21 protein-coding genes are annotated in these 25,030 nt (G+C 67.7%); 8 read left to right on the top strand and 13 right to left on the bottom strand.

Annotated features, from left to right (window positions below; all coding sequences use genetic code 11):
* Positions 1–4: 4 nt before the first annotated feature.
* A complete protein-coding gene (locus tag BLV60_RS30495) occupies positions 5–2,353 on the top strand; it encodes a cytochrome P450/oxidoreductase (RefSeq protein ID WP_093059050.1) in 2,349 nt (782 codons plus the stop codon).
* Here the strand turns inward: BLV60_RS30495 and BLV60_RS30500 are convergent, their stop codons facing one another.
* The 6 genes from BLV60_RS30500 to BLV60_RS30525 all read right to left on the bottom strand — a co-directional run bounded on the left by BLV60_RS30500 (position 2,354) and on the right by BLV60_RS30525 (position 8,186).
* The gene (locus BLV60_RS30500; RefSeq protein WP_093059051.1) at positions 2,354–4,261 is read right to left on the bottom strand and encodes a sensor histidine kinase; all 1,908 of its coding nucleotides are present in this window, start codon (positions 4,259–4,261) and stop codon (positions 2,354–2,356) included.
* On the bottom strand, positions 4,171–4,887 hold the full coding sequence (locus BLV60_RS30505) for a response regulator transcription factor (RefSeq protein ID WP_093059052.1): 717 nt from the start codon (positions 4,885–4,887) through the stop codon (positions 4,171–4,173). Before BLV60_RS30505 ends, BLV60_RS30500 begins: the two co-directional genes overlap by 91 nt.
* A gap of 47 nt (positions 4,888–4,934) precedes the next feature.
* Positions 4,935–5,555: a GNAT family N-acetyltransferase gene (locus BLV60_RS30510; RefSeq protein ID WP_093059053.1), complete on the bottom strand. Its 621-nt coding sequence runs from the start codon at positions 5,553–5,555 to the stop codon at positions 4,935–4,937.
* Between the two features lie 51 nt (positions 5,556–5,606).
* On the bottom strand, positions 5,607–6,410 hold the full coding sequence (locus tag BLV60_RS30515) for an SDR family NAD(P)-dependent oxidoreductase (protein WP_093059054.1): 804 nt from the start codon (positions 6,408–6,410) through the stop codon (positions 5,607–5,609).
* Positions 6,411–6,513: 103 nt separating this feature from the next.
* Positions 6,514–6,894 carry a YciI family protein gene (locus tag BLV60_RS30520; protein ID WP_093059055.1) on the bottom strand — a complete coding sequence of 127 codons (381 nt, stop codon included), beginning with the start codon at positions 6,892–6,894 and terminating at the stop codon, positions 6,514–6,516.
* A 44-nt stretch (positions 6,895–6,938) separates the two neighbouring features.
* Positions 6,939–8,186, bottom strand: coding sequence for an RNA polymerase sigma factor (locus tag BLV60_RS30525; RefSeq protein ID WP_093059056.1), 1,248 nt, complete (start codon positions 8,184–8,186; stop codon positions 6,939–6,941).
* A gap of 127 nt (positions 8,187–8,313) precedes the next feature.
* On the opposite strand from BLV60_RS30525, the gene BLV60_RS30530 reads away from it, so the two are divergent.
* Complete coding sequence (locus BLV60_RS30530) at positions 8,314–9,786, top strand: amidase (protein WP_093059057.1); 1,473 nt, start codon at positions 8,314–8,316, stop codon at positions 9,784–9,786.
* Positions 9,787–9,798: 12 nt separating this feature from the next.
* Here the strand turns inward: BLV60_RS30530 and BLV60_RS30535 are convergent, their stop codons facing one another.
* From BLV60_RS30535 to mutS, 3 genes are read right to left on the bottom strand one after another with little or no spacing between them, the layout of a single operon-like run.
* On the bottom strand, positions 9,799–10,611 hold the full coding sequence (locus BLV60_RS30535) for an alpha/beta fold hydrolase (RefSeq protein WP_093059058.1): 813 nt from the start codon (positions 10,609–10,611) through the stop codon (positions 9,799–9,801).
* A 5-nt stretch (positions 10,612–10,616) separates the two neighbouring features.
* Entirely contained in the window at positions 10,617–11,456 is an 840-nt protein-coding gene (locus tag BLV60_RS30540) for a proteasome-type protease (RefSeq protein WP_093059103.1), read from the bottom strand.
* A 28-nt stretch (positions 11,457–11,484) separates the two neighbouring features.
* Positions 11,485–14,082, bottom strand: coding sequence for a DNA mismatch repair protein MutS (gene mutS, locus BLV60_RS30545; RefSeq protein WP_093059059.1), 2,598 nt, complete (start codon positions 14,080–14,082; stop codon positions 11,485–11,487).
* A 217-nt stretch (positions 14,083–14,299) separates the two neighbouring features.
* Between mutS and BLV60_RS30550 the strand changes: the two genes are divergently transcribed.
* The 4 genes from BLV60_RS30550 (at position 14,300) to BLV60_RS30565 (ending at position 18,010) form a co-directional block, all read left to right on the top strand.
* Complete coding sequence (locus tag BLV60_RS30550) at positions 14,300–14,929, top strand: hypothetical protein (protein ID WP_093059060.1); 630 nt, start codon at positions 14,300–14,302, stop codon at positions 14,927–14,929.
* Between the two features lie 32 nt (positions 14,930–14,961).
* On the top strand, positions 14,962–15,939 hold the full coding sequence (locus BLV60_RS30555) for a magnesium and cobalt transport protein CorA (RefSeq protein ID WP_093059061.1): 978 nt from the start codon (positions 14,962–14,964) through the stop codon (positions 15,937–15,939).
* 74 nt (positions 15,940–16,013) lie between these two features.
* Positions 16,014–16,481 carry a MarR family winged helix-turn-helix transcriptional regulator gene (locus BLV60_RS30560; RefSeq protein ID WP_093059062.1) on the top strand — a complete coding sequence of 156 codons (468 nt, stop codon included), beginning with the start codon at positions 16,014–16,016 and terminating at the stop codon, positions 16,479–16,481.
* Positions 16,478–18,010 (top strand): DHA2 family efflux MFS transporter permease subunit, encoded by a 1,533-nt coding sequence (locus tag BLV60_RS30565; protein ID WP_093059063.1) that lies wholly within the window; start codon positions 16,478–16,480, stop codon positions 18,008–18,010. Before BLV60_RS30560 ends, BLV60_RS30565 begins: the two co-directional genes overlap by 4 nt.
* A 9-nt stretch (positions 18,011–18,019) precedes the next feature.
* Here the strand turns inward: BLV60_RS30565 and BLV60_RS30570 are convergent, their stop codons facing one another.
* From BLV60_RS30570 to BLV60_RS30580, 3 genes are all read right to left on the bottom strand, one after another.
* Entirely contained in the window at positions 18,020–18,859 is an 840-nt protein-coding gene (locus tag BLV60_RS30570) for a siderophore-interacting protein (protein ID WP_093059064.1), read from the bottom strand.
* Positions 18,860–18,899: 40 nt separating this feature from the next.
* On the bottom strand, positions 18,900–19,466 hold the full coding sequence (locus BLV60_RS30575) for a PadR family transcriptional regulator (protein WP_093059065.1): 567 nt from the start codon (positions 19,464–19,466) through the stop codon (positions 18,900–18,902).
* Between the two features lie 91 nt (positions 19,467–19,557).
* A complete protein-coding gene (locus BLV60_RS30580) occupies positions 19,558–20,706 on the bottom strand; it encodes an FAD-dependent oxidoreductase (RefSeq protein WP_093059066.1) in 1,149 nt (382 codons plus the stop codon).
* A gap of 74 nt (positions 20,707–20,780) precedes the next feature.
* On the opposite strand from BLV60_RS30580, the gene BLV60_RS30585 reads away from it, so the two are divergent.
* Positions 20,781–21,221 carry a MarR family winged helix-turn-helix transcriptional regulator gene (locus BLV60_RS30585; protein WP_093059067.1) on the top strand — a complete coding sequence of 147 codons (441 nt, stop codon included), beginning with the start codon at positions 20,781–20,783 and terminating at the stop codon, positions 21,219–21,221.
* Here BLV60_RS30585 and BLV60_RS30590 read toward each other — a convergent pair.
* Entirely contained in the window at positions 21,218–22,576 is a 1,359-nt protein-coding gene (locus BLV60_RS30590) for a cytochrome-c peroxidase (RefSeq protein ID WP_256329646.1), read from the bottom strand. The genes BLV60_RS30585 and BLV60_RS30590 overlap by 4 nt on opposite strands.
* Positions 22,577–22,881: 305 nt before the next feature.
* Between BLV60_RS30590 and acpA the strand changes: the two genes are divergently transcribed.
* Positions 22,882–25,020, top strand: a complete 2,139-nt coding sequence (gene acpA, locus BLV60_RS30595) for an acid phosphatase (protein WP_256329648.1) — start codon at positions 22,882–22,884, stop codon at positions 25,018–25,020.
* Positions 25,021–25,030: the final 10 nt, after the last annotated feature.

A 25,030-nucleotide genomic window follows, 5' to 3' on the forward strand; every position in this document is an offset into this window, starting at 1 on the left:
CGCCATGCCCGATACCGCCATGCCACCACGCGCTTCCGGCTGCCCCGTTGCGCACGGGCCGCTGTCTTCCGAGCGCACGCCCACGGGCTGCCCAGTGAGCCAGCGCGCCGCCGGCTTCGACCCCTTCGAAGACGGCTACCAGCAGGACCCGCCCGAGTACGTGCGCTGGGCGCGCGAGCAGGAGCCCATCTTCTACAGCCCGAAGCTGGGCTACTGGGTGCTCACGCGCTATGCGGACATCAAGGCGGTGTTCCGCGACAACATCACTTTCAGCCCGTCGAATGCGCTGGAAAAGATCACGCCCACCGGCGAGGAAGCCAACGCGGTGCTCGCCTCGTACGGCTTCGCGCTGAACCGCACGCTGGTCAACGAAGACGAGCCCGCCCACATGCCGCGCCGCCGCGCGCTGATGGACCCGTTCACGCCCGAGGCGCTGAAGCACCACGAGCCGATGGTGCGCGAGCTGGCCCGCACGTATGTCGACCGCTTCATCGACGACGGCAAGGCCGACCTCGTCGACCAGATGCTGTGGGAAATTCCGCTCACCGTGGCGCTGCACTTCCTTGGCGTGCCCGAGGAAGACATGGACACGCTGCGCAAATACTCCATCGCGCACACCGTCAACACCTGGGGCCGCCCGAAGCCCGAGGAGCAGGTGGCCGTGGCGCACGCGGTCGGCAACTTCTGGCAGTACGCCGGCAAGGTGCTCGAGAAGATGCGGCAAGACCCCGACGCACCCGGCTGGATGCAGTACGGCATCCGCAAGCAGATGCTGCACCCCGAGGTGGTGACCGACTCGTACCTGCACTCGATGATGATGGCCGGCATCGTCGCCGCGCACGAGACCACCGCCAACGCCACGGCCAACGCGATGAAGCTGCTGCTGCAGCACCCCGACGTGTGGCGCGAGCTGTGCGAAGACCCGGGGCTCATTCCCAACGCGGTGGAAGAGTGCCTGCGCCACAACGGCTCGGTGGCCGCATGGCGCCGGCTCGTCACGAAAGACACGCAGATCGACGGCGTCGACCTGCCGGCGGGCTCGCGCCTGCTGATCGTCACCTCGTCGGCCAACCACGACGAAGGGCACTTCGCCGATGCCGACCTGTTCGACATCCGCCGCGACAACGCCAGCGACCATCTCACCTTCGGCTACGGCTCGCACCAGTGCATGGGCAAGAACCTGGCGCGCATGGAAATGCAGATCTTCCTTGAGGAGTTCACGCGCCGGCTGCCGCATATGCGGCTGTCGGAGCAGCGCTTCACCTACGTGCCGAACACTTCGTTCCGCGGGCCCGAGCATCTGTGGGTGGAATGGGACCCGGCGGCCAACCCCGAGCGCGCGAACAAGAGCCTGCGCGATGTGCAGGTGCCCGTGCGCATCGGCGAACCTTCGGCGCATTCGATCGCGAGGCCCGTGGTGGTCGAGCGCGTGACGCCGGTGGCCGATGGCATCGTCAAGCTGCGCCTCGTCTCGCCCGACGGCAAGGCGCTGCCGCGCTGGACGCCTGGCTCGCACATCGACGTCGAATGCGGCACGCCCGAGCTGTCGCGCCAGTACTCGCTGTGCGGCGACCCCGACGAGGCGGGCGTGCTGGAAATCGCCGTGCTGCACGAGCCCGATGGGCGTGGTGGCTCGGCATGGGTGCATGCGAACGTGAAGCCGGGTGACCGGCTGCGCATTCGCGGTCCGCGCAACCACTTTCGCCTCGACGAGTCGCTGAAGAAGGCGATCTTCATTGCCGGCGGCATCGGCATCACGCCGGTCAGCGCGATGGCGCGGCGCGCGAAGGCTCTGGGCATGGACTACGAACTGCACTACAGCGGCCGCAGCCGCGCGAGCATGGCCTTCGTCGATGAGCTGGCCGCGCTGCATGGCGAACGCCTGCACGTGCACGCTGCCGACGAAGGGCGCCGCAACGATCTGCAGGCCCTGCTCACGCAACCCGTGCCCGGCGCACAGGTCTATGCCTGCGGCCCGCTGCGAATGCTCGAAGCGCTGGAAAGCTGCTGCGCCGCGTGGCCCGAAGGCGCGCTGCGCGTGGAGCATTTCGAGTCGACGCTCGCCACGCTCGATCCGTCGAAGGAGCACGCCTTCGAGGTCGAGCTGAAAGACTCCGGCCTCGTCCTCACCGTGCCGCCCGACCAGACCCTGCTGACCGCGCTGCGCGCCGCGAACGTCGACGTGCAGAGCGATTGCGAAGAAGGCCTGTGTGGCTCGTGCGAAGTGCGCGTGCTCTCCGGCAAGGTCGATCACCGCGACGTGGTGCTCACGCGTACGGAGCGCGACGCCAACACGAAGATGATGGCCTGCTGCTCGCGTGCCTGCGAAGGGCGCCTGGTGCTCGAACTCTAGTCAGCTCGCGAGTGGCATTCGCAGTGCAACCTGCGTCTCGCCGGGGCGCGACTGCAACTGCAGCTCGGCGCCGAGGCGGCGCGCCCGCGCGCGCAGGCTGCGCAACCCTGCGCCGCCGGCTTCGCCAGTGCCTTCGACCGCAAAGCCGCGCCCGTCATCGCGCACGCTGAGCCGGAGCTCGGCGCCCGCGCGCGCCACGGTCACGTCCACGCGCCGGCTCGCGCTGTGCTTGAGCACATTGGTCAGCGCCTCCTGCAGGAAGCGCATCAGGTCGAGGCTCTGCGAAGGCGGCAGTTCGAGCGTGTCGATGCCCGACACCTGCCAGCGGCAGTCGATGCCGTTGGCGTCGAGCAGTTGGGCGCTGCGGTGGCGCAGCGGCGCGAGCAGTTCGCCGAGTGCACGGGCGCCGTCGTCGCGGCCGGTGGCGTCGATGATCAGCCGCAGGTCGTCGCGCAGGTGCTTGAGCATGGCGAGCAGCTCGGGCGCGCTGAGGTTCTCGGGCGTGCGCTCCAGCGTGGCGATGCTGCCCACCAGCATGCCGCCGAGGCCGTCGTGCAGGTCGCTCACCAGGTTCACGCGTTCGCCGATGCGCGCATGCGTCAGCTCCAGCGCGTGCTGCTGCGCCAGCGTGGCGGCGAGGTCGGCCTTGGCCGCGTTCACTTCCTCGATCAGCTCGGTGTTGAAGTTCTCGATGCGCTTGAGGCTCTTCACGAACTGCGCGGCCAGCGTCAGCGCCATGCCCAGCAGCAGGATGTACGAAGACATCGTCGTGTAGTAGGTGTTGCTGTCGATCACCTGCGTGAACACCAGCAAGTCGTGCGCGTCCGTCAGCGCCGACACCGCCATGAACGGCGCGAGCGAGCGCATCGGGCTGTTTCGGTGGCGCAGGGCGTGGACGATCGAGGTGCCGTTCACCGCGATGACGGTGAAGCCGCCCACCAGCGTCCAGATGGCGCGGTGCGCGATCAGGTCCGCACCGGGTGCCAGCCACAGGTCGAGCACGCCGACCACCGCAACCAGCAGCGCCGCACCCTCCAGCCGGGGCATGCGCCGCCCGCAGAAGCGCAGCGCGAAGACGACGTAGGAAACGCCGAAGACCAGCAGCGTCGAGATGTTCAGCGCCTGCCAGCTGTGGTTGCTGGCAAAGGGCCAGGGGCTGGTTGCGATCTGGTTGTAGCCGAACAGCAGCCACAGCACGGACATCAGCGCGAACCATCCGTAGGCCGTCTCGCGCCGACGCAGCAGCCACAGGGCGGCGAAGAAGGCCGAGGCCGCCGCGCTCACCGCGAGGCCCAGCACCTGCAGGTCGCGGCGCACGAGGCGCTCCTGCTCGAACTCCGCCTGCATCGCAGCCGGCGTGCCCAGGCTCACCGGCCCCAGCCCCGCCTGATAGGCGAACAGGCCCGATACGCGCACCAGCAGCGTGTTGGTGCCGGGCCTGAGCAGCGGCGGCGCCAGCAGCCAGTAGCGCGGTGTGTTCCAGGCGCGCGTGAGCGGCTCGACCAGGCTGTCGTCGCGCGAGATCGGCGTGCCGTTGAGCGACACCTCGCCGGCCATGTTGAGGTAGTGCAGCAGCAGGCCGGTTTCGCGCACCTGCTCCGGCTCCTGCCACGTCAGCCGGTACCAGACCACGCCGTCGAAGCCGGGCCAGCGTGTGGCCCAGCTGTCGGGCAGGGTGACGGGTGCCCAGCCTTCAGCGGGCGGGGCCGTGTCGTTCCAGTCGGTGCCGCGCACGGCTTCGACGTGCAGCGCGGGCGCGGCGGTTGCCTGGGCGAAGGCCGGGCTGGCCGCAAGAAGCAGGAGGAGCAGCGCGCCCGTCAGCGCAGCAAGCCATGCCTTCGCGCCTGAAAGACGGCTTCGGTGCGCGAATTGACGGCCAGCTTGCGGTAGATGTTCTTGGTGTGGCATTCCACGGTCAGTCTGGAGATCGACAGCGACTCGGCCATGTCGCGATTGCTCAGGCCTTGCGACACGAGCTCGAGGATCTTGCGCTCGCGGCGCGTCAGCGGGGCCAGTCCATCGGCGGCGGGTGCGGCGCCGGAGGCTTGCACCTGCGCGTCGGCCGTCGGCTGGTGCGTTGCGAGCCACGCGAGGATGTGGCGCGCGATGCTGGGGTCGATGGGCGCACCGCCCTGTTCGATGCTGCGCAGCGCGATGCCGAGTTCGACGTCGTCACGCTCTTTCAGCAGATAGCCGATGGCGCCCGCGCGCAGTGCCGCGAAGATGATTTCCTCGGTGCGCCAGGCCGATATCACCACCGCCGGAATGCCCGGGTGGTGCGCCTGCAGCCAGCCGATGAGCTCCACGCCGCTGCCGTCGGGCAGGCCGATGTCCACCAGCACCACGCCGTAGCCATGCTCGCCGAGCAGTTGCTGCGCCCCGGCGACGCTGTCGGTCACCGCAATGCGCTCCTCGTCGCAGCCGAGCGTGGAGAGCACGTAGCGCAGGCGTGCCTGCATGGCGGGGTCGTCCTCGACGATGAGGGCGGGGCTCAGCGAGACGGGTTCGGCGTCTTCGATCGGGAGAGGGGACATGCGGCGGATTCTTCGGCCAGCGCGGCGCGACGGGTAACGGTATTTGCTTATTTTCCGTGGTTGTTGCGAAGTATGTCCGCGGCGGGCCGGCACATGATCGCGTACGCCGAGTTCGTGACCGGCTCCAGGTGTTCCGCCGCGCTGCGAAAGCCCAGCCGCTCGTAGAACGCCACGCTGCGCGGCGTGAAGGTTTCCAGGAAGCACGGCGCGCCTGCCGCGTCGGCTTCGACCAGCGTTGGCGCCAGCAGCTGCGCACCCAGCCCGCGCCCCTGTGCGGCGGGCGAGATGCCGAGGATCGACAGGTACCAGGCCCCCGCCGGCACCACGGCCGGCGCACGCGCGGCCATGAATTCGACGATGCGGTGGTAGTTGTCATAGCCACGCGGGCCCAGTGTGCTCGCGAGGAATTCGTTCTTTGCCGCCGACTCGGCTGCGTCGACGTCATTCGTGCGCGGCAGCAGCCAGGCCGCCGCGCCGAGCTTGCCGTCTTCCGTCGCCAGGAAGCGCCCGGTTCGCGCGGCCTCGCCCAGCGAGTAGGCGAAGTACCTGGCGAGCACCGCCTTGCGGGTCGGCATGTCGTGCTCGAAGTCGACGGAGATTGCGAGATAGAACGGATCGACGATGAGTGCGTCGGCCAATGCGGGCGCTGACGGGAGTTCGAGAGACATGCGGAGGTCGGCAAGGTTCAGGATGACCTGCGCGATTCTAGGGAGCCGCCCTCAGTCCAGCGTGACGCCGCCGCTGAGGTTCAGCACCGCGCCTGTCATCGCGCCAGCGCCTTCCGATGCGGCGAACAGCGCGGCGGCTGCCATCTGGTCGAGCGAGGGAAGCCGCTTCACGAGCAGGCCGGCTGGCTTGTCCGCGAGCATCTGCTCGACCGTGATCCCCATGCTCTCCGCGGCCGGGCGGAACACTTCGTAGGAATGCGAGCCGCCGAACGCCGCTTCGGGAATGGCGTGCGAGCGGATGCACACCGTGCGGATGCTGAAGGCTGCCAGCTCGCCGGCCATGTGGCGCGACAACGCCTCCACGCCCGCGCAGGCCACTGCGTGGCCGAGATAGCCCGGGCCGGGCAGGCGCGAAGCCGGTGTCGACACCGAGAGGATCACGCCGCCGCCGCGCCTTGCCATGTGGAGCGCGACGGCCTTGGCCGTGAGAAAGGGGCTGCGGGTGTAGGCGTGCACGGGCACGAAGAAGTCTTCCAGCGACAGCGCCGACAGCGGCGTGCCCTGCACGTGCAGGATACCGATGGCGTTGAGCGCGATGTCGATGCCGCCGGCGCGTTCGGCCACCTCGCCGGCGTGGCGGACCATGGCCTGCTCGTCGAGCGCGTCGACCACCGCCGCCTCGGCGCGGCCGCCCTCGGCCACGATGGCCTGCACCGCCGCATCGAGCCTGGCACGGTTGCGCCCCGTGAGGAACACCCGGGCGCCTTCGCGGGCAAAGGCGCGGGCCACCGCGCCGCCGATGGCGCCGCTGCCGCCATGAATCACCAAGCACCGGTCCTTGAATGTGTGGGACATCGTCTTCTCCTTGGGTTGCCGCCCGCGACATGCGGGCGTTCCAGCCAAGGACGGACGGCGGCGGCGCGATCCGACAACGCTGCCGAAAAAATCTTCCGTCGCTTCAGACCTGCGGAATCCTCGCCGGAATCACGCCCGGGTCGTACCAGGTGATCGGCCTGATCTCGAACACGCCGGTCTCGAAGGCCAGCCGGTGCGCGGCATGCGTGGCCTCCTCGACGGTTTCGCACTCCACGATGTAGATGCCCATCAGCTGTTCTTTTGTCTCGGCAAAGGGGCCGTCGGTGACCAGCGGATGCATGTCGCCCGCGCGGCGCACCGTGGTGGACACGTTCGGCATCAGCCGCAGCACTGTGCCGAGCCGGCCTTGTGCCTGCAGGTCGTCGCGCAGGTCGGTGTGGCGATCGAGCATCTCCTCTTCGACGCCGGGCTCCCAGGCGGCCACCGCGGATTCGGAACCGTAGATGAGGATGGAATAGAGCATGGTCTTCCTTTTTCTGGCTGTGGTTCGTGGTTCGGGAGGATCGATCAATGCGGCGCGCCGAGGCGGTCGAGCATCGTTCGGATGTGCGCCGCCTCCGCGGCCGTGCGGGCCAGGCCGAGGGCGCGCGCGAAGGCGGCATGGGCTTCCTCGCCGTGGCCGAGCTGCATCAGCAGCGTGCCCTGCAGGCCGTGGAAGTGGAAGTAGTCGGCCAGTGCACCGGCCAGCGGTTCCGTCAGCGCCAGCGCCGCCTGCGGCCCGTGCAGCTTGTGCACGGCCACTGCGCGGTTCAGCGTGACGACCGGCGAGGGCTGAAGGGTTTCGAGCGCTACGTAGAGACGGTCGATCTCGGCCCAGTTCGTGTCTTCGGCGCGTGTGGCCTGCGCGTGGGTGGCTGCGATGGCCGCCTGCAGCTGGTAGGGGCCGGGCCGGCGTTGCCGCAGCGCGCCTTCGACCAGCGCAAGGCCCTCTCCGATCAGCGTGCGGTTCCAGCGCGCACGGTCCTGGTCTTCGAGCAGCACGACCATGCCGCCGGCATCGAGCCGCGCATCGGCGCGCGCATGCTGCAGCAGGAGCAGGGCGGCAAGGCCCATCAGCTCGGGCTCGTCGGGAAAGATCGCGAGCAGCAGCCGCGCGAGGCGTATCGCCTCTTCGCACAGCGCGGCGCGCACGTGCTCGGTGCCGCCGCTGGCCGAGTAGCCCTCGTTGAACAGCAGGTAGACCGTGGTGCACACGGCGGCCAGCCGCCCGTCGCGCTCGCGCCGGCCCGGCGTGTCGAAGGGAATGCCGGCCGAGGCCACGCGCTTCTTGGCGCGCGTGATGCGCTGCTCCATCGCACTTTCGCCAACGAGGAAGGCACGCGCGATCTCCTGCACCGAAAGGCCCGAGACGATGCGCAGCGCCAGCGCGATCTGCTGCGTGAGCGGCAGCTCGGGGTGGCAGCAGACGAACAGCAGGCGCAGCACGTCGTCGCGGTAGTGGGCGTGGTCAAGCTGTTCGACGAGCCGGGCCTCGGTGTCTTCGAGATCGGAGATGAGTGCGTCGTCCTCGGGCAGCGCGTCGTGCCGGTTGCGCCGGCGCACCTCGTCGAGCGCCGCATTGCGCCCCACGAAGATCAACCAGGCCAGCGGATCGCTGGGAGGGCCGCTCGCGGGCCAGTGCTGCAGGGCGCGCAGGCTGGCTTCCTGGAAGGCTTCCTCGGCCGTGTCCAGCTCGCGGAAGTAGCGCAGCAGCGCCGCCACCGCGCGGGGGCGCGAAGCGGTCAGCGTGGTGGCGATCCAGGCGGTGTCGGTCATGCGATGCGCTCGTTGTCCCTCGTTCCTGCTCACCCAAGGACGAGCGAGTATGCGTCGCGCCGACACGCTCGGCAAAATCGGGCGCTCAGTCCTTGAAACAAAATCTCGAAAGAATGGAGCACCGCGGATGACGCTGGCAATGAGCTGGAACGAATGGGCCGATCACGACGGCATCGGGTTGGCCGAGAGGGTCCGCAAGGGCGACGTGACGGCGGCGGAGCTGGCGGCCCAGGCCGCGGCGGGCATCGCGAAGCTCAACCCGCAACTCGATGTGGTGGTCGAGGTGTTCGACGACGTGGTGGCCGATCCGCTGAAGGACGGCATGAACCCCGATGGCATGTTCGCGGGCCTGCCCTACCTGATGAAGGATCTCGGGCCGACGCTGAAGGGCCGGCTGCAGGAATTCGGCTCGATGATGATGCAGGGCCATCGCCCGGCTGCCGACAGCTTTCTCACGCAGCAGCTGCGCAAGGCGGGCCTCAACATCGTGGGCCGCAGCACGACGCCGGAGTTCGGCGTGTGCAGCTCGGCGGAGAACGCGCTGCACACCACGCGCAACCCCTGGGACCTCGAATACACCACCTGCGGCTCGTCGGCCGGTACGGCCGCCGCCGTTGCCGCCGGTGTGCTGCCGCTCTCGCATGCCACCGACGGCGGCGGCTCCATCCGCATTCCGGCGGGCGTGAACGGCAACATTGGCCTGAAGGTGTCGCGTGGCGTGTTCTCGCTGGCGCCCGGCCTGTCGGACCTCTCGGGGTTGGTGTCGATCCAGGGCTGCCACAGCCGCACGGTGCGCGACACGGCGGCCTTCGTCGACCACTGCCGCGGCGGCGCGCCCGGCGAGTTCATGCCCTTCTGGTCGCCAGCAGAGCCGTACAGCGAACTCATCCGGCGCGACCCGGGCCGCCTGCGCATCGCGCTGTCGCACGAGTGGGGCGACTTCCGTGCACCGCCGCATTTCGTGGCCGAGCTGGAGCGTGTCGGCAAGTTTCTCGAGGGGCTGGGCCATCACGTCGAATGGGTGCTGCCCGAGGTCGATTTCAAAGCCGCCTTTGCCGCGCAGACCACCTGCTACATCAGCAACTTCGCGCAGGTCATCGACGGCCACCTGCACCGGCTTGGGCTGGAGCGCCCGCCGGCCGAGCTGCTGGAGCCGATCAACATCAAGATCTGGGAAGCCGGGCTGCACACCTCGTACACCGAGCGCTCGAAGATGCAGGCGGTGTTCAACACCACCTCGCGCGCCTTCGGCGACTTCTTCCAGCGCTGGGACATCATCCTGACGCCGATCACCGCACTGCCTACGCCCAAGGTCGGCACCAGCGAGTACCTGACGACGAGCACGAACCCGTCCGTCTACGACTGGTTCGCCAACCTCTGGAAGAACTTCGCGTACACGCCGCTGGCCAACCTGTGCGGCATGCCGGGCATCTCGCTGCCGATGGCCACGCAGGAGAACGGCATGCCGCTGGGCATCCAGGCACAGGCGGCGCAGGCAAACGACGGGCTGCTGCTGCAGCTGGCCGCGCAGATCGAGCGGGCGCTAGATGGCAAGTGGAATGCGGGCCGGCGGCCCGGGGTGCACGTCACCCAGGGGTGACGGCGCGGTCGCTCAGAGCAGGTTGCGCAGCGCGGCCTCGATGGCCGCGGCTGTTGCCAGCGGCTTTTCCATCGGGAAGAGGTGCGTGCCGTCCATCATGGCGATGCGGCCCCTGGTGACCTGCTCGGTCATCGCCATGCCCACCCGCTTCATCTCGGCCGACTGGCGCCCGCCGATGAAGGCCGCCTTGCACTTGAGCGGGTGCGCGCGCAGAAGCGCGCCGAGGTTGTGGGGCAGGGTGTTGTAGATGGCGGTCTCGACGTCGCGGTCGAAGCTCAGTGAACGGCCGTCCTCGCCAGCTTTGTCGGCATCGAAGGTGCCGTGGTCGATGTAGTCGTGCAGCACCTGCTCGTCCCACTTCGCGAACGCCTTCTTGCTGCGGAAATGCTCGAACACCGCCTCGCGATGCTCCCAGCTGTTCTTGCGCTTGCGGCTGATGGCGCCGGGCGAAATGCTCTTCATGAGCGGCGTGCGCTTGACCACGTTGAGCGTGTTCGCGCGCCAGCCGCCGAGGATGGGCGAGTCGATCAGCACCACGCCGCGCGCCAGCTCCGGGTGCAGCGCCGCGCACATCAGGCTCAGGAATCCGCCAAGCGAATGGCCGATCAGGAACACTGGTCCGCCCGCGCGGTCGGCACGCAGCTTTGCAAAGTCGGCCAGCTGCTGCACCAGGTGCGGCCAGTTGTCGGTGACGGGGTACTTCGGGTCGTGCCCGAATTTCTCGATGGCATCGACCTCGAAGCCGCGGTTGCGCAGGCTGTCGAGGATGACGCGGTAGGTGCTCGCGGGAAAGCTGTTGCCGTGCGAGAAGACGACCGGGGGCACGGGGGTCAGATCAGCTTTTCGTCTGGCGTGGAAATCTTGCGCAGCGGGCTGTGGCGCGTTGCGGGCATCTTCAGCGGATGCTCGGTCTGGCTGTCGTCCCACACCGGGTCTTCGATGCTGTCGAACACCTCGCGCAGCTTCTGGCCCCAGCTGCTGTGCACCATGCGGTAGTAGGGGTTGTCGGCGTCGATGCAGATCACGCGGTCGGTTTCGAGCTTGTTGGCCTCGTACACCACCAGGTCGAGCGGCAGGCCGACCGACAGGTTCGACTTCATGGTCGAGTCCATCGACACCAGCGCACACTTGGCTGCCTCGTCGAGCGGCGTCTCGGGCGTGAGAACACGGTCGAGCACGGGCTTGCCGTACTTCGATTCGCCGACCTGGAAGTAGGGCGTCTCGGTGGTGGCTTCGATGAAGTTGCCGGCCGCGTAGACCAGGAACAGGCGCATGCCTTCGCCCTTGACCTGCCCGCCGAAGATGAAGGACACGTTGAAGTCCAGCCCCGCATGCTTGAGCGCCTCGGCATCGCGGTCGTACACGTGGCGCACCGCCGAGCCGAGCACGCGCGCGGCATCGAACATGCTCTTCGCGTTCCAGATGGTGATGGGCTCGCCCTGCGTGCCGTCTTCGCGGGTTTCGCGCAGCTCCTCGATCTGGAGGATTTCTCGCACCGACTGCGAGATGCTCAGGTTGCCCGACGACAGCAGCACCATGACGCGGTCGCCCGGCTGCTCGTAGACGATCATCTTGCGGAAGGTGCTGATGTGGTCCACGCCCGCGTTGGTGCGCGAGTCGGAGAGAAACACCAGGCCGGCGTTGAGTTTGATGCCTACGCAGTAAGTCATGGGTTCGTCTGGCATGACCGGCGCCGGATCATGCGGCACCGAGTTCACGTTTATTCAGTTTTTGAAGGGCATACAAGGCATCGAGGGCCTCGCGCGGGCTCATGGTGTCGGGGTCGAGCGCGGCCAGCGCGGATTCTACGGCGCTGGCCAGCGGTGTCTCGGCCACCGGAGGCGGTGCAAACAGGTCGACCTGTGCACGAGTTTGCGCATGCTGCGATTCAAGCGCCTCCAGCGCCTGCCGCGCATGGTTGACCACCGCCGCGGGCATGCCCGCGAGCCGCGCCACCTGGATGCCGTAGCTCTTGCTGGCAGGGCCGGGCTGCATTTCGTGCAGGAACACGATGTCGCGGCCCGCCTCGGTCGCGCTCACGTGCATGTTCACGGCGCCGTGGTGTGTGGCCGGAAACTCGGTCAACTCGAAATAGTGCGTGGCGAACAGCGTGAAGGCCTTGCTGCGGTCGTGCAGCTGGGCCGCGATACCGGCGGCCAGCGCCAGCCCGTCGAAGGTGCTGGTGCCGCGGCCGATCTCGTCCATCAGCACCAGCGACTGCGCCGTGGCGCTGTGCAGGATTTGCGCGGCCTCGGTCATTTCGAGCATGAAGGTCGACTGCGCATTGGCCAGGTCGTCCGCCGCGCCGATGCGGGTGTGGATGGCGTCGATCGGCCCGAGCCGGCAGGCTGCCGCCGGCACGTGCGAGCCGATGGAGGCCAGCAGCACGATGATGGCCACCTGCCGCATGTACGTCGACTTACCGCCCATGTTGGGACCGGTGATGACCTGCATGCGCTGCTGCGGCCCGAGCTGCGTGTCGTTGGCGATGAATCCGCCCGACGACTTCTCGGCCAGCCGCGCTTCCACCACCGGGTGGCGGCCCTGCTGTATCTCGATGCAGGGGTGCGCCACGAAGCTCGGTGCGCGCCAGTGCAGCGTGTGCGAGCGCTCGGCCAGCGCGCACAGCGCGTCGAGCGTGGCGATGCCGCCGGCCAGCTGCGTGAGCGCGGGCACCGAGGGCTGCAGCGCGTGGAGCAGTTGCTCGTACAGCCACTTCTCGCGGGCCAGCGCGCGGTCTTGCGCGCTCAGGGCCTTGTCCTCGAAGGCTTTCAGCTCGGGCGTGATGAAGCGCTCGGCGTTCTTCAGCGTCTGGCGGCGGCGGTAGTTGTCGGGCACCTTCGAGAGCGCGCTTTGCGTCACCTCGATGTAGAAGCCGTGCACGCGGTTGAACTGCACCCGCAGGTTGCTGATGCCGGTGCGCTCGCGTTCGCTGATTTCGAGCTTCAGCAAAAAGTCGTCGCAGTTCTCGCTGATGGCGCGCAGCTCGTCGAGTTCGGCGTCGTGGCCGGTAGCGATCACCCCGCCGTCGCGCACCAGCGCCGACGGGTCGGGCTTGATGGCGCTGGTCAGCAGGTCGGCGCAGCCGGGCGGCGGGGCCAGGCGTTCGGTGATCTGGGCCAGCAGTGCAGCGGCGCCAGGCAGCAGGGGCGCAAGCTGCTCCGCTTTCGATAGCGCCAGCCGCAGCGCCAGCAGTTCGCGCGGGCGCACCTGCCGCAGCGCGATGCGGGCTGCAATGCGCTCCACGTCACTCGTGTTCTTGAGCTGCTCACGCAGCGTGCGCCACGGTGCGGCAGTGCCACCGAGCACGGTCGACTGCAGGGCGCCGATGGCTTCGAGCCGGGCCTGCGCTTCGGAGCGGTCGCGCCGGGGCGAGAGCAGCCAGCGCTTCAGCAGGCGGCTGCCCATGCCCGTCATGCAGGTGTCGAGCAGCGAGAACATCGTGGGCGAGTCTTCGCCACGCAGCGTCTGCACCAGTTCGAGGTTGCGGCGCGTAGTGGGCGGCAGCTCGATCAGGTCGCCGTCGCGCTCGACCGACAGGCGCTGCACGTGCGAGAGCGCGCGGCCCTGGGTGTGTTCGGCATAGCCCAGCAGCGCGGCGGCTGCGGCATGCGCGTTGGTCAGCGATTCGGCGTTCCAGGCGGCGAGGCTGTTGCTGCCCATCTGCTCGGCCAGCTTGCGCTCGCCCAGGCCGCCGTCGAATTGCCACGCCGGGCGAATCGACAGCGTGAAGGGCGTGGCACTGCGCGCGGCTTTCAGGCGCTGCTCGAAAGCCGGCGTTACTTCGGCGCTGTACAGCAGCTCGCTGGGCGCGATGCGAGCGATCCAGGCTTCGAGCGCGTCGGCTGGGCATTCAGCCAGCCGCAGTTCGGCACCGGTCACGCTGAGCCATGCCAGCCCGCAGAAATTGCGCGAGCCCGCATGCACCGCGAGCAGCAGCGATTCGCTCTTGTCGTTGAGCAGTTCGGAGTCGGTCAGCGTGCCGGGCGTGACCACGCGAACCACCTTGCGTTCGACCGGGCCCTTGCTGGCGCCGACTTCGCCCACCTGCTCGCAGATGGCGACCGATTCGCCCAGCTTGATGAGGCGGCCCAGGTAGGTGTCGACCGCATGGAAGGGCACGCCGCACATCACCACCGGCTGGCCGGCCGACTGGCCGCGCTGGGTGAGCGTGATGTCGAGCAGGCGCGCGGCCTTTTCGGCGTCGGCCCAGAAGAGTTCGTAGAAATCGCCCATCCGGTAGAACAGCAGGGTGTCCGGATGGTCCGCCTTGAGGCCTAGATATTGGGCCATCATCGGGGTGTGCCCGAGCGTTGCTTCTGCCCCGCCAGGGGATGCCGTCGATTTATCCTTCGAATTCAATGATTTCGCCTTGTGTCTGTGTCGGGGTATCCGAGCGAGCCTTGGCTCGGATTATCTTGTATGGGACATCCGCAAGGCGCCGGCCGGGCCCGCACCCACCACTCTAAAATCCCCCGACGCGACCCCCGCGTGAAGAACAAACAAGGCGCCCATGGCCCAGCTGGATGATTTCAAAGGCCTTGAAGCGAACGCGGCTGCGCTGCCCGGCAGCGCCACCTTGCCCGCAGAGCTTGCCGCGCTGTATCTGTGCATAACACCGGCCCAGCTTGCGGAGCTGCGAAAGTCGAAACGGCCCGAGGGGCGCGCGGGCCACAGCCCGTCTGTCATCAGGCCGGTGGAAGGCGGCGCAGCGGGGCCCAAGGACCCGGTGCTCTACAACTTGGGTGCCTTGCGCGACTTTGCGAAAGCGCACGCCGCTCCATCCGCCTTCGACACCGCGGCCAGCGCCGGCATGCTGGGTTGGGTGTCGGCGAAGCTGCCTTTCTTCGCGGAACTCGAACCCCGCATCAAGCGCGGCAAGCGCGTGATCATCGGCGGTGCCTGGGACCGGACCGACCCCCTGCGCGAGGCGCGCTTCGTCGATCTCGCGAAAGGCCGCATCCGATTCGCATCGCTGACATGCTCCGAAGCCGCGGCCAGCCTGTGGGCCGATGTTGCGAGCCATTCCGCGCTGGCTGAAAAGGGGCTCGCGCTGCTCAGGAGCGAAACGCAAGCCATCGAGGCTTCGCTGGCGGCCACCGCCCAACTGGCCGCAACTTCGAATTCCAACGCGACGACCTGATCGACGTCCAGATTGAACATGGAAGAGTACCGATGCTGATCAATTGCGTCGCTTATGAAAACGGCGCCAAGCTCGCCGACATCTCGGTCGAGGCCATCAGCGACTACATCAGCCGGCCGGGCTGTTTCGTCTGGGTGGCGCTGAGCGACGCCTCACCGGAAGAACTGAGCGTGATGCAGCACGAATTCGGCCTGCACCCGCTCGCGGTGGAAGACGCCCGCAACGGCCACCAGCGGCCGAAGATGGAGGAATACGGCGACTCGCTTTTCGTCGTCATGCACCTGGTCGAGCCATCGCCCGAGGGCGAGCACTGCACGAACGTGGGCGAGGTCGACGTGTTCGTAGGCAGCAACTACGTGCTGTCGGTGCGCAACCGCAGCAAGCAGGGCTTTCTTGGCGTGCGCGAGCGCTGCGAGCGCGAGCCGGACCTGCTGCGCAACGGCGCGGGCTTCGTGCTGTATGCGTTGATGGACGCGGTGGTCGACCGCTACTTTCCGGTGATCGATGCGCTGGAGGACGAGCTCGAAGCCATCGAGCAGCAGCTTTTCGGCCAGGGCGGCGCGGCGCGCGACAAGATCAAGCAGCTCTACGACCTGAAGCGGCGCAGCATGATCCTCAAGCGCGCGGTGGCACCACTGCTGGAGGCGTCCGGCAAGATGCACGGCGGGCGCGTGCCGCAGATCTGCATGAGCTCGCAGGAGTACTTTCGCGACGTGGGCGACCACCTGGGGCGCATCAACGGCTCGATCGACGCGATGCGCGACACCATCGGCACGGCGATCCAGGTGAACCTGTCGATGGTCACCATCGAGGAGAGCGAAGTCACCAAGCGCCTTGCGGCCTGGGCCAGCATCTTTGCGGTGTGCACCGCCTTCGCCGGCATCTGGGGCATGAACTTCGAGAACATGCCGGAGCTGAAATTCCGCTATGGCTATGCAGTGGCGCTGGGGCTGATCGTCAGCACCTGCGGCTATCTCTACTACCGGTTCAGGCGCGCCGGCTGGCTTTGACTGTGAGTGTGTGAGTGCGAGGGGGGGGGCTTGCTAAGCCCCAACTAATAAACATGTAGATAATCAAGTCCCTTATGAAAAGGGACTTCACCCAGCGCTTCGGCTTCCTCGTCAAGAGCGTGGGCAAGCTCTACAGCGAAGAGTTCGACCGCCTCGCGCGCGAACGCATCGGCCTCACCAGCGCCCAGTGCCGCCTGCTCGGCGCGCTGGCCATGCACGGCGATGAAGAACCACTATCGCAGGCCGAACTCGCGCAGCGGCTCGACCTGACCCCGATGGCCGTGGCCGGCCTGTGCGACCGGATGGCCGCAGCCGGCTGGATCCGCCGCGAACCCAGCGCCACGGACCGCCGCGTCAACAAGATTCATCTGGAGCCGAGCGCCGAGAAAGCGCTCGACAGCGCGCTCAGCCTCAGCGACGGGCTCAATGCCCGCGTGATGGCGGTGCTGTCGCAGCCCGAGCGCGCGCAACTGCTGAGCCTGCTCGCCAAGGTGCAAGGCAGCCTGGTGGACATCACCTCGGGCGAGGGCAAGAAGCCATGAGCGTCGCGCCCGGAACCAAGGTGCCGCACCGCGGCATGATCACCATCTCGATCATGCTGGCGACCATCATGCAGGCGCTGGACACCACGATCGCCAACGTCGCACTGCCCCACATGCAGGGCAGCCTGCAGGCCTCGCAGGACCAGATCACCTGGGTGCTCACCTCGTACATCGTGGCCTCGGCCATCGCGCTGCCGCTGACCGGCTGGCTGTGCGGCCACTGGGGCCGGCGGCGCGTGTTCATCATCTCGGTGATCGGCTTCACGGTGGCCTCGGCGCTGTGCGGGCTTGCGACCTCGCTGGTCGGCATCGTGGCCGCGCGGCTGCTGCAGGGCATCTTCGGCGCGGCGCTGGTGCCGCTGTCGCAGGCGGTGCTGCTCGACATCAACCCGCGCGAGAAAGTCGGCCAGGCAATGGCGATCTGGGGCGCGGGCATCATGGTCGGGCCCATCCTCGGGCCGCTGCTGGGCGGCTGGCTCACCGAGAACTTCGACTGGCGCTGGGTGTTCTTCATCAACCTGCCGGTGGGTATCTTCGCGTTCTGGGGCATCGCACGCTACCTGCCCGAGAGCCGGCCGCAGGGCGAGAAGCTCGACATCTTCGGCTTTGTCACGCTGAGCCTGGCCATCGGCATGCTGCAGCTATTTCTCGACCGCGGCGAACAGCTCGACTGGTTCGATTCGTGGGAGATCAAGCTCGAAGCCGCCGCCGCGCTGGTGGCCTTCGGCTTCTTCGTGGTCCACACGTGGACGGTGCAGGGCGTGTCTTTCTTCGACCGCGACCTGCTGAAAGACCGCAACTTCGTCACCGGCCTGCTGTTCGCGTTCATCGTCGGCATGATCTTGTTCGCGACGATGGCGCTGCTGCCCAACTTCCTGCAGGGGCTGATGGGTTATCCGGTGGTCTACACGGGCGAGGTGACGGCGCCGCGCGGCGTCGGCACGATGATCGCGATGATCATCGTGGGGCGGCTGGTGCAGAAGGTGGATGTGCGCGCGATCATGGCTGTGGGCTTCGGCCTCACGGCGTTCTCGCTCTACCAGATGACGCGGCTCACGCTGCAGATGGACAGCACGCTGATCATCGTCTCGGGCTTCATCCAGGGCCTGGGCATCGGCTTCACCTTCGTGCCGCTGTCGACCGCCACCTTCGCCACGCTGGCGCCGCGGCTGCGCAACCAGGGCACGCCCATCTTCAGCCTGCTGCGCAACATCGGCAGCAGCGTGGGCATCTCGATCGTGCAGGCGCTGCTGACCGAAGGCTCAAGCAAGGCGCATGCGCAGATCGCGTCGACCGTGGCGCCGGGCAATACCGCGCTGTCGACGCTGCCGCAGATGATGTCGCCCGACACGATGACGGGGCTGGCGCTGCTGAATGCGGAGGTGACGCGGCAGGGCGCGCTGATCGGCTACCTGGACGACTTCGCGATCATGATGATCATCACGGTGCTGGCGATTCCGCTGCTGTTGCTGATCAAAAGCCCGAGGCGCAGTGCGGCCGCCTCAGGCCCGGCCGAAGTGCCGCACTGAAAGGACCCGTCACTCGTCGTGCGTGTCGTGCGTTGCCACCGCACCGCGACGCCAGTAGCCCGAGGCCCGCGTCCACTTCGGATTCGCGCCGCGCTCGCCCACCAGGTGCGCACGCAGCGCCTTGGCGATGGCCGATTCGCAGCCTACCCACGCATGGAAATCGCCGGCCGGTAGCTGCATGGCCTTCAGCGCGTCGAGCAGCACGGGGCTCAGGCCCGGCTCGGTGCCGCGGCGGTGCACCCACTTCAACGTGAGTTCGGCCTGCGTGTCGAACGGAATCTCGTCGGCTTCGCTGTCGACTTCCGCCAGCACTACCGCGCGAGAGCCGGCCGGCAGCTCGGCCAGGCGACGCGAGATGGCGGGCAGGGCGGTGTCGTCGCCGATCAGCAGGTGCCAGTCGAACTCGGTCGGCACGATGAACGAGCCGCGCGGGCCGCCCACGCCGACGACGTCGCCGGGCTTGGCCTGCTCGGCCCACTGCGTGGCGGGGCCGGCTTCGTGCAGCGCGAAGTCGATTTCGAGCGTGCCGGCCTTGGCGTCGTGGCGGCGCGGCGTGTAGTCGCGCATGGTGGGGCGGCCGCTTGCGGGCCATACCGGGCCTTCGGGGCCGGCCGTGGGCAGCGTGAGCTTGCCGGTGGTGGCATCGGGAAAGAAGATCTTCGCGTGGTCGTCGAAGCCGGGGCTGGTGAAGCCCGCGAGGTCGTCGCCCGTGAGGGTGATGCGAATCAGGTGCGGCGTCACGCGCTGCGCGGTTTTCACCGTGAGCTGGCGAAAGCGCAGGTCGTGGCGCACCCGGCGCGGCGTGCGGTCGGGGGCGGTGGAAGCAGATGAAGTACTGAAGTCAGTCATTGCAGAAGTCCTGGGTGAGCAGGGCGGGTTGAGATGGGGTTCAGATCTTTTCGATCTGCTGCGCGGCGCTGTCGAGCACCGCGGCGAAGTCGTGGGCCTGCTGCTCGGTCAGCACGCCAGACAGGCGCATGCGCATTGCGAGCTTGAGGTTCTCGATGGCGCGCGTGACCTGCGGCGGGCGTCCGCCGCGCGGGCCGGCGCCGTCGACGCCGCCGCTCATGCGGGACATCATGGCGTCGGCCATCTCGCGATTGGCCGTGAGGAATTCCTGGCCGCTGGCCGTGATGCTGTAGCGCTTGCGGCCGCTGCCGTCGGCGGTTTCCACGCTGAGGTAGCCCATTTCCTCGAGCAGCGTGAGGGTTGGGTAGACCACGCCGGGGCTCGGCGCATAGCTGCCGCCGAGGCGGTCTTCGATGGCCTTGATCAGTTCGTAGCCGTGGGCCGGCTTGTCGGCGATGAGCTGCAGCAGCACGAAGCGCAGGCCGCCATGGCCGAACACGCGTCCGCCGCCGCGTCCGCCACGGTGTCCGCGGCCGCCGGAAAGGCCGTCTTCATGTTCGCCGCGGGCGGTGTGGCAGTGGTGATGGTTGAGATGGAAATGCCTCATGGTGGGTATCCTTTGTGATGTGTATCGGAATTATTTTAGATATATCTAAAATAAAGTCAAATCGATACGCACCGGATACCCGGCATGGGTGTCAGGCAGCGCCGGCGCGGTGCTCCTGCAGGTGCGCCAGCGTCAGCGCCTCGCCGATGTGCGACATCTGCACGGCGGCGGCTTCGGCCGAGCCTTCCGCCGCTTCGATGACGCGCTCGAACATATCCATTTCGTAAGTGGCAACCGCTGCGGCCCAGTCTCCCTGTCCGGCCAGCAGGGCGGCCAGCTCGGCGGCGTCGCGCATGGCGGCGTTCACGCCTTCGCCGCCGAACGGCGACATCACATGCGCCGCATCGCCCAGCAGCGTGAGCCCGCGCCGAGGCGCCCAGCAATGGCCGACCGGCAGCGCGTGGATGAGACGAGGGACGAACTGGTCGTTGCTCACCCGGAAGAGGTCGGTAACGGCATCGGCATAGCCCGCGAACTCCGCGAGCAGCGCGCTGCGCACCGCTGCTGGCGACGAGAAGTCGAAGCGCTTCGCTGCCCAGTCTGCCGGCACGCGGAAGATCGCATAGCCACGGATATGCGCGTTGCCGTTGCGCTGCACGATGATTGCCTTTCCATCGCCTTGCACATCCAGCTTGCCCCGGCCGACGAGCTGCGCGATGGCCGGATGGCTGCGGTCGACGTCGTCGATGCCGAACTCGATGAAGGTCAGGCCGCTGTACTGCGGCTTGTAGGGCGACAGCAGCGGCCGCACGCGCGACCACGCGCCGTCCGCACCGACGACCAGGTCGAACGGGCCTGCCTCGCTGCCGCCTGTGAACGAGAGGTTCCAGCGCCCGCCTTCCTGCAGCCGCATGTCACTGAGCGCACGGCCCCACTGCACGCAGCCGGCCGGCAACGACGCCAGCAGCATGTCGCGCAGCGCGGTGCGGTCGACCTCGGGGCGGTTGCCGGCGGAGGCATCGGGCTCCTCGAACAGCACGCGGCCGGTCTTGTCGAGCAGACGCGAGCCCTGGTCGTCGTAGCGCGCGATGCGCTGGAACTCGCTGTCGAGCCCGGCGCGTTGCACGGCCAACTGGCCGGAGTCTTCGTGCAGGTCGAGCGTGCCGCCTTGCGGCCGCGCGAGCGGGCCTTCTTCGCGTTCGAACACGGTGGCATGGATGCCGGACAGATGAAGGATGCGTGCCAGCGTGAGTCCGCCGGGGCCGGCGCCAACGATGGCAATGCGGGGATCGGTGTGCATTCGGATTACTTCTCAATAAAGGATAGGTTCCTATTTATATTAGCATAGGAGGCTATGCATGTAAGATATCCGGCATGACCGACACCGAGACACCCAATCCCCTGAAACTCATCGGCCGCGTGACGCGCGGCTTCTCCCGCATCGCCGACGTGGGGGTTCGTGAACTCGGCTTTGCCGTGGGTCAACTGCCGGTGCTGGTGTCGCTCAAGAAAAGCAAGGCGCTGTCGCAGGCCGAGCTCGCGCGCATCGCACAGGTGGAGCAGCCCAGCATGGCGCAGCTTCTGGCCCGCATGGAGCGCGACGGCCTGGTCGAGCGCGTGCCCGACCCCGTGGACAAGCGCAGCCGCCTCATCTCGCTGACCCCGCTGGCCGCCAGGCGCCTGCCCAAGGCCAAGGCCGTGATGGATGCGCACACGCAAGAGGCGCTGGCCGGCTTCTCCCCCGAAGAAGTCGAGCAACTGACAGCGCTGCTGGTGCGGCTCAACGCGAACGTCGAGCGCATGGGCGGAGGCTAGCGCCCAGCGTTGACCGGCGCGTTCTTCTGGTCCGCGTCGGTCAGCGTGCGCAAGAACGCCGCCACGTCGCGAATCTCCGCCTCGGTCAGGGCCGGCTTGTCGCCACGCTTCTGCCCGAAGGGCGCATCGGTGTTGATGTTGGCGTGGTACTGCGGCGGCAGGTCGTCGTACTGCTGCACGATGCCCTTGGCCGAGCGTGCATACCAGCGCTGCGGCGTGGTGTCGCGCTGCGCGTAGAAGCGGATGGCTTCCTCCAGCGAATGGAATACCCCGTTGTGGAAGAAGCTCTGCCGCACCGCCACGTTGCGCAGCGTGGGCGTGCGGAACAGGCCGCAGTATTCGGGGTGGTCCTTCATGTCGGTGCGGTACGGGCCGCACAGGCCGAGGTCGTAGAACGCCGGATCGGCATTCGCCTTGAGCTTGCGGTTGCGCGGCACGGCCAGCGCGATCAACCCGAAGTCGGTGAAGAGCGGAAAAGCGCCGTCCTGCGTGCGTACGCTGATATGGCACGAGGCGCAGTTGCCCTTGTTCTCGTCGTTGAAGAGCCGCAGCCCGCGCGTCTCGGCCACGCTGAGCTTGGCTTCGCCGCGCAGCACTGCGTCGTACTTGCTCGTGAACGGATAGAAGTCTTTCGGCGACTGCTGGAACACCTCCAGCGCAAGGCCCGCGGCCTTGAAGGCGGCGTCCGGGTTCTTGAACACGTCGTCGCCGAAGGCCTTGCGCAGTTCATCGGCATAGGTCGCGCGTTCGAGCTTGGCCGCCACTTCAGCCACAGACGCGTTGCCCATCTCGGAGGGCGAGAGCAGCGGCATGCCCGCTTGCTCGTGCGCGGAGCCGGCGCGGCCGTCCCACATGTGGCCGCCGGTGGGGCCGGCGTCGATGCTGTCGTCGCCGTCGTTGTCGTGGTGGTGCTCCGTGAAGGCGATGAGCGTTTCCAGATAGCGCAGCGAGGGCGCGGCGCGCGGGCCTTCCTGCTTGCCGTCGGCGCCGCCGAGCTGTACCGACAGCGCATTGGGCGGCCCCCACGCGTGCTGCGGGTCGTGGCAACTCGCGCACGAGGCCTTGCCCGTGGCCGAGAGGCTGCCGTCGAAGAAGATGCGCCGGCCGATTTCAGTGAGCTGCGCGGCGCTGGGTTGCGGCCGGCCGGGCACGGGGGCGTAGGTGGCGCCGACGTAGGCGGGCTGAGCGGGGGGCGCTGCGGGGGCTGGCGTTGGCGCGGCTTGGGGTGGCGGTACCGGCGTCGAAGCAGTCAGCGATGCGGGCGCATCGCGGCCACAGGCGGCAAGCACGCCACACAGCAGGAGAGCCGCGGCAAGCACGGCCAGTCGGCGAAGGGAGCGTGTCGTCGAGGGCACGTGGAGAAAGGGTGGGCGGACCGGACCGCGAGGCAACCGGCGAGGATCGGTTTCACGCATGTCAGCGGCGTGACATTTGCTGGAGATTTCTTAACCCTGAATTAGCAAGCCCGGTGTACGACGAATTGCAACATGGCTGTCACGCGTCACGCAGAGCATCACGGCGCCCGGCCGCCGGTCTGGTTCATCCACACCTCATAACTCCACTCATGATGAATTCATCCCAACGTAGCAGCGCGTCCTTGCGCGGGCGCAAACTCGTGCGCCACCTGACTCCCTGGCCGACAGCCATTGCCGCGGCGGTGATGGTCGTGGCCTGTGGCGGTTCCGACAACAACTCGGGCTTCTTCGGGTTCCCTTCCGGCGGCAGCAGCACGACGACCACTTCCGGCGTCGTCACCGGCAGCTACTACCGCAACGCCAAGGTCTGCATCGACACCAACAACAACGGTCGCTGCGACAGCGGTGAGCTCGCCACCACCACCGATGCCAACGGCGCCTTCACGCTTTCTGGCCAGGGCGCCGTGGTGGCCGAGATCGGCACGTCGAGCAAGCGCTTTGACCCCACGACCAGCACCGAGACAGCCGTCACGCAGCCGCTGGTGTTCCGCGCACCGGCCGCAGCCAATGGCGTGGTGAGCGCCATCACCACCGAACTGGTGGCGCTGATGGATGCCAACGGCGGCAACCTCGCCGCTGCGCGCACCGCGCTGGCCGCACGCCTGGGCGTGAGCGAAGCGCAACTGCTGGCCGACCACAACAAGATCACCGACGCCGGCATCAAGACCGCGCTGCAGAACGAGATCGACCAGGCCATCGAGCGCATCGCCGAAGCGGTGGCCGAGGCCGGTGCCGGCGGCGACGTGATCGCGGCGCTGCGCAACCGCTTCGCGCTCGACCAGATCACCAACGTCGTCGTCATCTACGCGGAAAACCGCGGCTTCGACAATCTGTACGGCCTGTTTCCCGGCGCCAACGGCATCCCGGGCGTGAACCCGACTTCGCTGACCAAAACGCCGGAACCGCAGAAGGACTTCGACGGCTCGACGCTGCCGACCCTGCCGCCGGTATGGGGCGGTGTTACCGCGGCCGGCCAGACCACCACGATCACGCAGGCGCAGACCGTGGGCATGCCCAACCAGATGTTCCAGATCGATGCCGATGCGGGCTTCTACAACACCGGCACCAAGATCGACCAGACCATCATCTCGCGCGACCTGGTGCATCGCTTCTACAACAACCAGATGCAGATCAACGGCGGCAAGAACGACAAGTTCACCGCCTACTCGGATGCCGGCGGCCTCAGCATGGGCTACTACGACGGCACCAAGATGAAGCTGTGGCAAGTGGCCAAGCAATACACGCTGGCCGACAACTTCTTCATGGGCGCATTCGGCGGCTCGTTCCTGAATCACCAGTACCTCGTGTGCGCCTGCGCGCCGCTGTACCCCAGCGCAGATGCTGCCTCGTCACCCGCCAAGGCCAGCATCTCGGCCATCGACACCGACGGCGCCGGCAACTTCGTGCGCCTCACGCCCGCCGCGGGTGCGTCGACCTCGGTGCTCAACGCCGCGCCCACGTACCTGAACGACAACACACTGACGCCGAAGGATGCCGCCGGCAACTTCTACGCAGTCAACACCATGCAGCCGCCGTACCAGCCCAGCGGCAACGCACCGGCGACCAGCGACACCAGCAAGCTCTTCGCCGACCCGACCAAGGCCAACACGCTGCCAGCGCAGACGCAGGCCACCATCGGCGACCTGCTCACGGCCAAGGGCCTCAGCTGGGCCTGGTATGGCGGTGCGTGGAAGGACACCACAGCCATCGCAACGGGCAGCCGCGTGTTCCCGCCCGCAGTGCCACCCGCCGCGCAGACGCCAAACTTCCAGTTCCACCACCAGCCGTTCAACTACTACGCCGCGTTCGACCCGAGCGCCCACCCCGATGCGCGCGCCGCTCACCTGAAGGACTTCGATGCCGATTTCCTGAAGGACGCCGCCGCTGGCACGCTGCCCGCCGTGAGCTTCTACAAGCCGCAGGGCAACCTGAACCAGCACGCCGGCTATGCCAGCGTGGCCGACGGCGACGCGCACATTGCCGACGTCCTCGCCAAGCTGCAGGCCAGCCCGCAGTGGAAGAACATGCTCGTGGTCGTCACCTACGACGAAAACGGCGGCTTCTACGACCACGCGACCGTGCCGAAGGGCGACCGCTGGGGCCCCGGCACGCGCATTCCCGCGCTCATCGTCTCGCCGTTCGCGAAGAAGGGCTTCATCGACAAGACCCAGTACGACACCGCCTCCACGTTGCGCTTCATCACGCACCGCTGGTCGCTGCCGCCGCTGAAGGGCCTTGTCGAGCGCGACGCCGCGCTCCTGAAGAACGGCAGCCGTCCGATGGGCGATCTGACCGCGGCGCTCGATTTCTCCCAGAAGCCCTGAGCTCTGGCAT

Origin of the sequence: Variovorax sp. YR634 (assembly GCF_900106655.1) — a bacterium.
GTDB lineage: Bacteria > Pseudomonadota > Gammaproteobacteria > Burkholderiales > Burkholderiaceae_C > Variovorax.

Excerpts from the sequence above, each read along its gene's own strand:
- BLV60_RS30495 (WP_093059050.1), top strand. The coding sequence starts at position 5 with ATGCCCGATACCGCCATGCCACCACGCGCTTCCGGCTGCCCCGTTGCG.
- BLV60_RS30500 (WP_093059051.1), bottom strand. The coding sequence starts at position 4,261 with ATGCCACACCAAGAACATCTACCGCAAGCTGGCCGTCAATTCGCGCAC.
- BLV60_RS30505 (WP_093059052.1), bottom strand. The coding sequence starts at position 4,887 with ATGTCCCCTCTCCCGATCGAAGACGCCGAACCCGTCTCGCTGAGCCCC.
- BLV60_RS30510 (WP_093059053.1), bottom strand. The coding sequence starts at position 5,555 with ATGTCTCTCGAACTCCCGTCAGCGCCCGCATTGGCCGACGCACTCATC.
- BLV60_RS30515 (WP_093059054.1), bottom strand. The coding sequence starts at position 6,410 with ATGTCCCACACATTCAAGGACCGGTGCTTGGTGATTCATGGCGGCAGC.
- BLV60_RS30520 (WP_093059055.1), bottom strand. The coding sequence starts at position 6,894 with ATGCTCTATTCCATCCTCATCTACGGTTCCGAATCCGCGGTGGCCGCC.
- BLV60_RS30525 (WP_093059056.1), bottom strand. The coding sequence starts at position 8,186 with ATGACCGACACCGCCTGGATCGCCACCACGCTGACCGCTTCGCGCCCC.
- BLV60_RS30530 (WP_093059057.1), top strand. The coding sequence starts at position 8,314 with ATGACGCTGGCAATGAGCTGGAACGAATGGGCCGATCACGACGGCATC.
- BLV60_RS30540 (WP_093059103.1), bottom strand. The coding sequence starts at position 11,456 with ATGACTTACTGCGTAGGCATCAAACTCAACGCCGGCCTGGTGTTTCTC.
- mutS (WP_093059059.1), bottom strand. The coding sequence starts at position 14,082 with ATGATGGCCCAATATCTAGGCCTCAAGGCGGACCATCCGGACACCCTG.
- BLV60_RS30550 (WP_093059060.1), top strand. The coding sequence starts at position 14,300 with ATGGCCCAGCTGGATGATTTCAAAGGCCTTGAAGCGAACGCGGCTGCG.
- BLV60_RS30555 (WP_093059061.1), top strand. The coding sequence starts at position 14,962 with ATGCTGATCAATTGCGTCGCTTATGAAAACGGCGCCAAGCTCGCCGAC.
- BLV60_RS30560 (WP_093059062.1), top strand. The coding sequence starts at position 16,014 with ATGAAAAGGGACTTCACCCAGCGCTTCGGCTTCCTCGTCAAGAGCGTG.
- BLV60_RS30565 (WP_093059063.1), top strand. The coding sequence starts at position 16,478 with ATGAGCGTCGCGCCCGGAACCAAGGTGCCGCACCGCGGCATGATCACC.
- BLV60_RS30570 (WP_093059064.1), bottom strand. The coding sequence starts at position 18,859 with ATGACTGACTTCAGTACTTCATCTGCTTCCACCGCCCCCGACCGCACG.
- BLV60_RS30575 (WP_093059065.1), bottom strand. The coding sequence starts at position 19,466 with ATGAGGCATTTCCATCTCAACCATCACCACTGCCACACCGCCCGCGGC.
- BLV60_RS30580 (WP_093059066.1), bottom strand. The coding sequence starts at position 20,706 with ATGCACACCGATCCCCGCATTGCCATCGTTGGCGCCGGCCCCGGCGGA.
- BLV60_RS30585 (WP_093059067.1), top strand. The coding sequence starts at position 20,781 with ATGACCGACACCGAGACACCCAATCCCCTGAAACTCATCGGCCGCGTG.
- acpA (WP_256329648.1), top strand. The coding sequence starts at position 22,882 with ATGGTCGTGGCCTGTGGCGGTTCCGACAACAACTCGGGCTTCTTCGGG.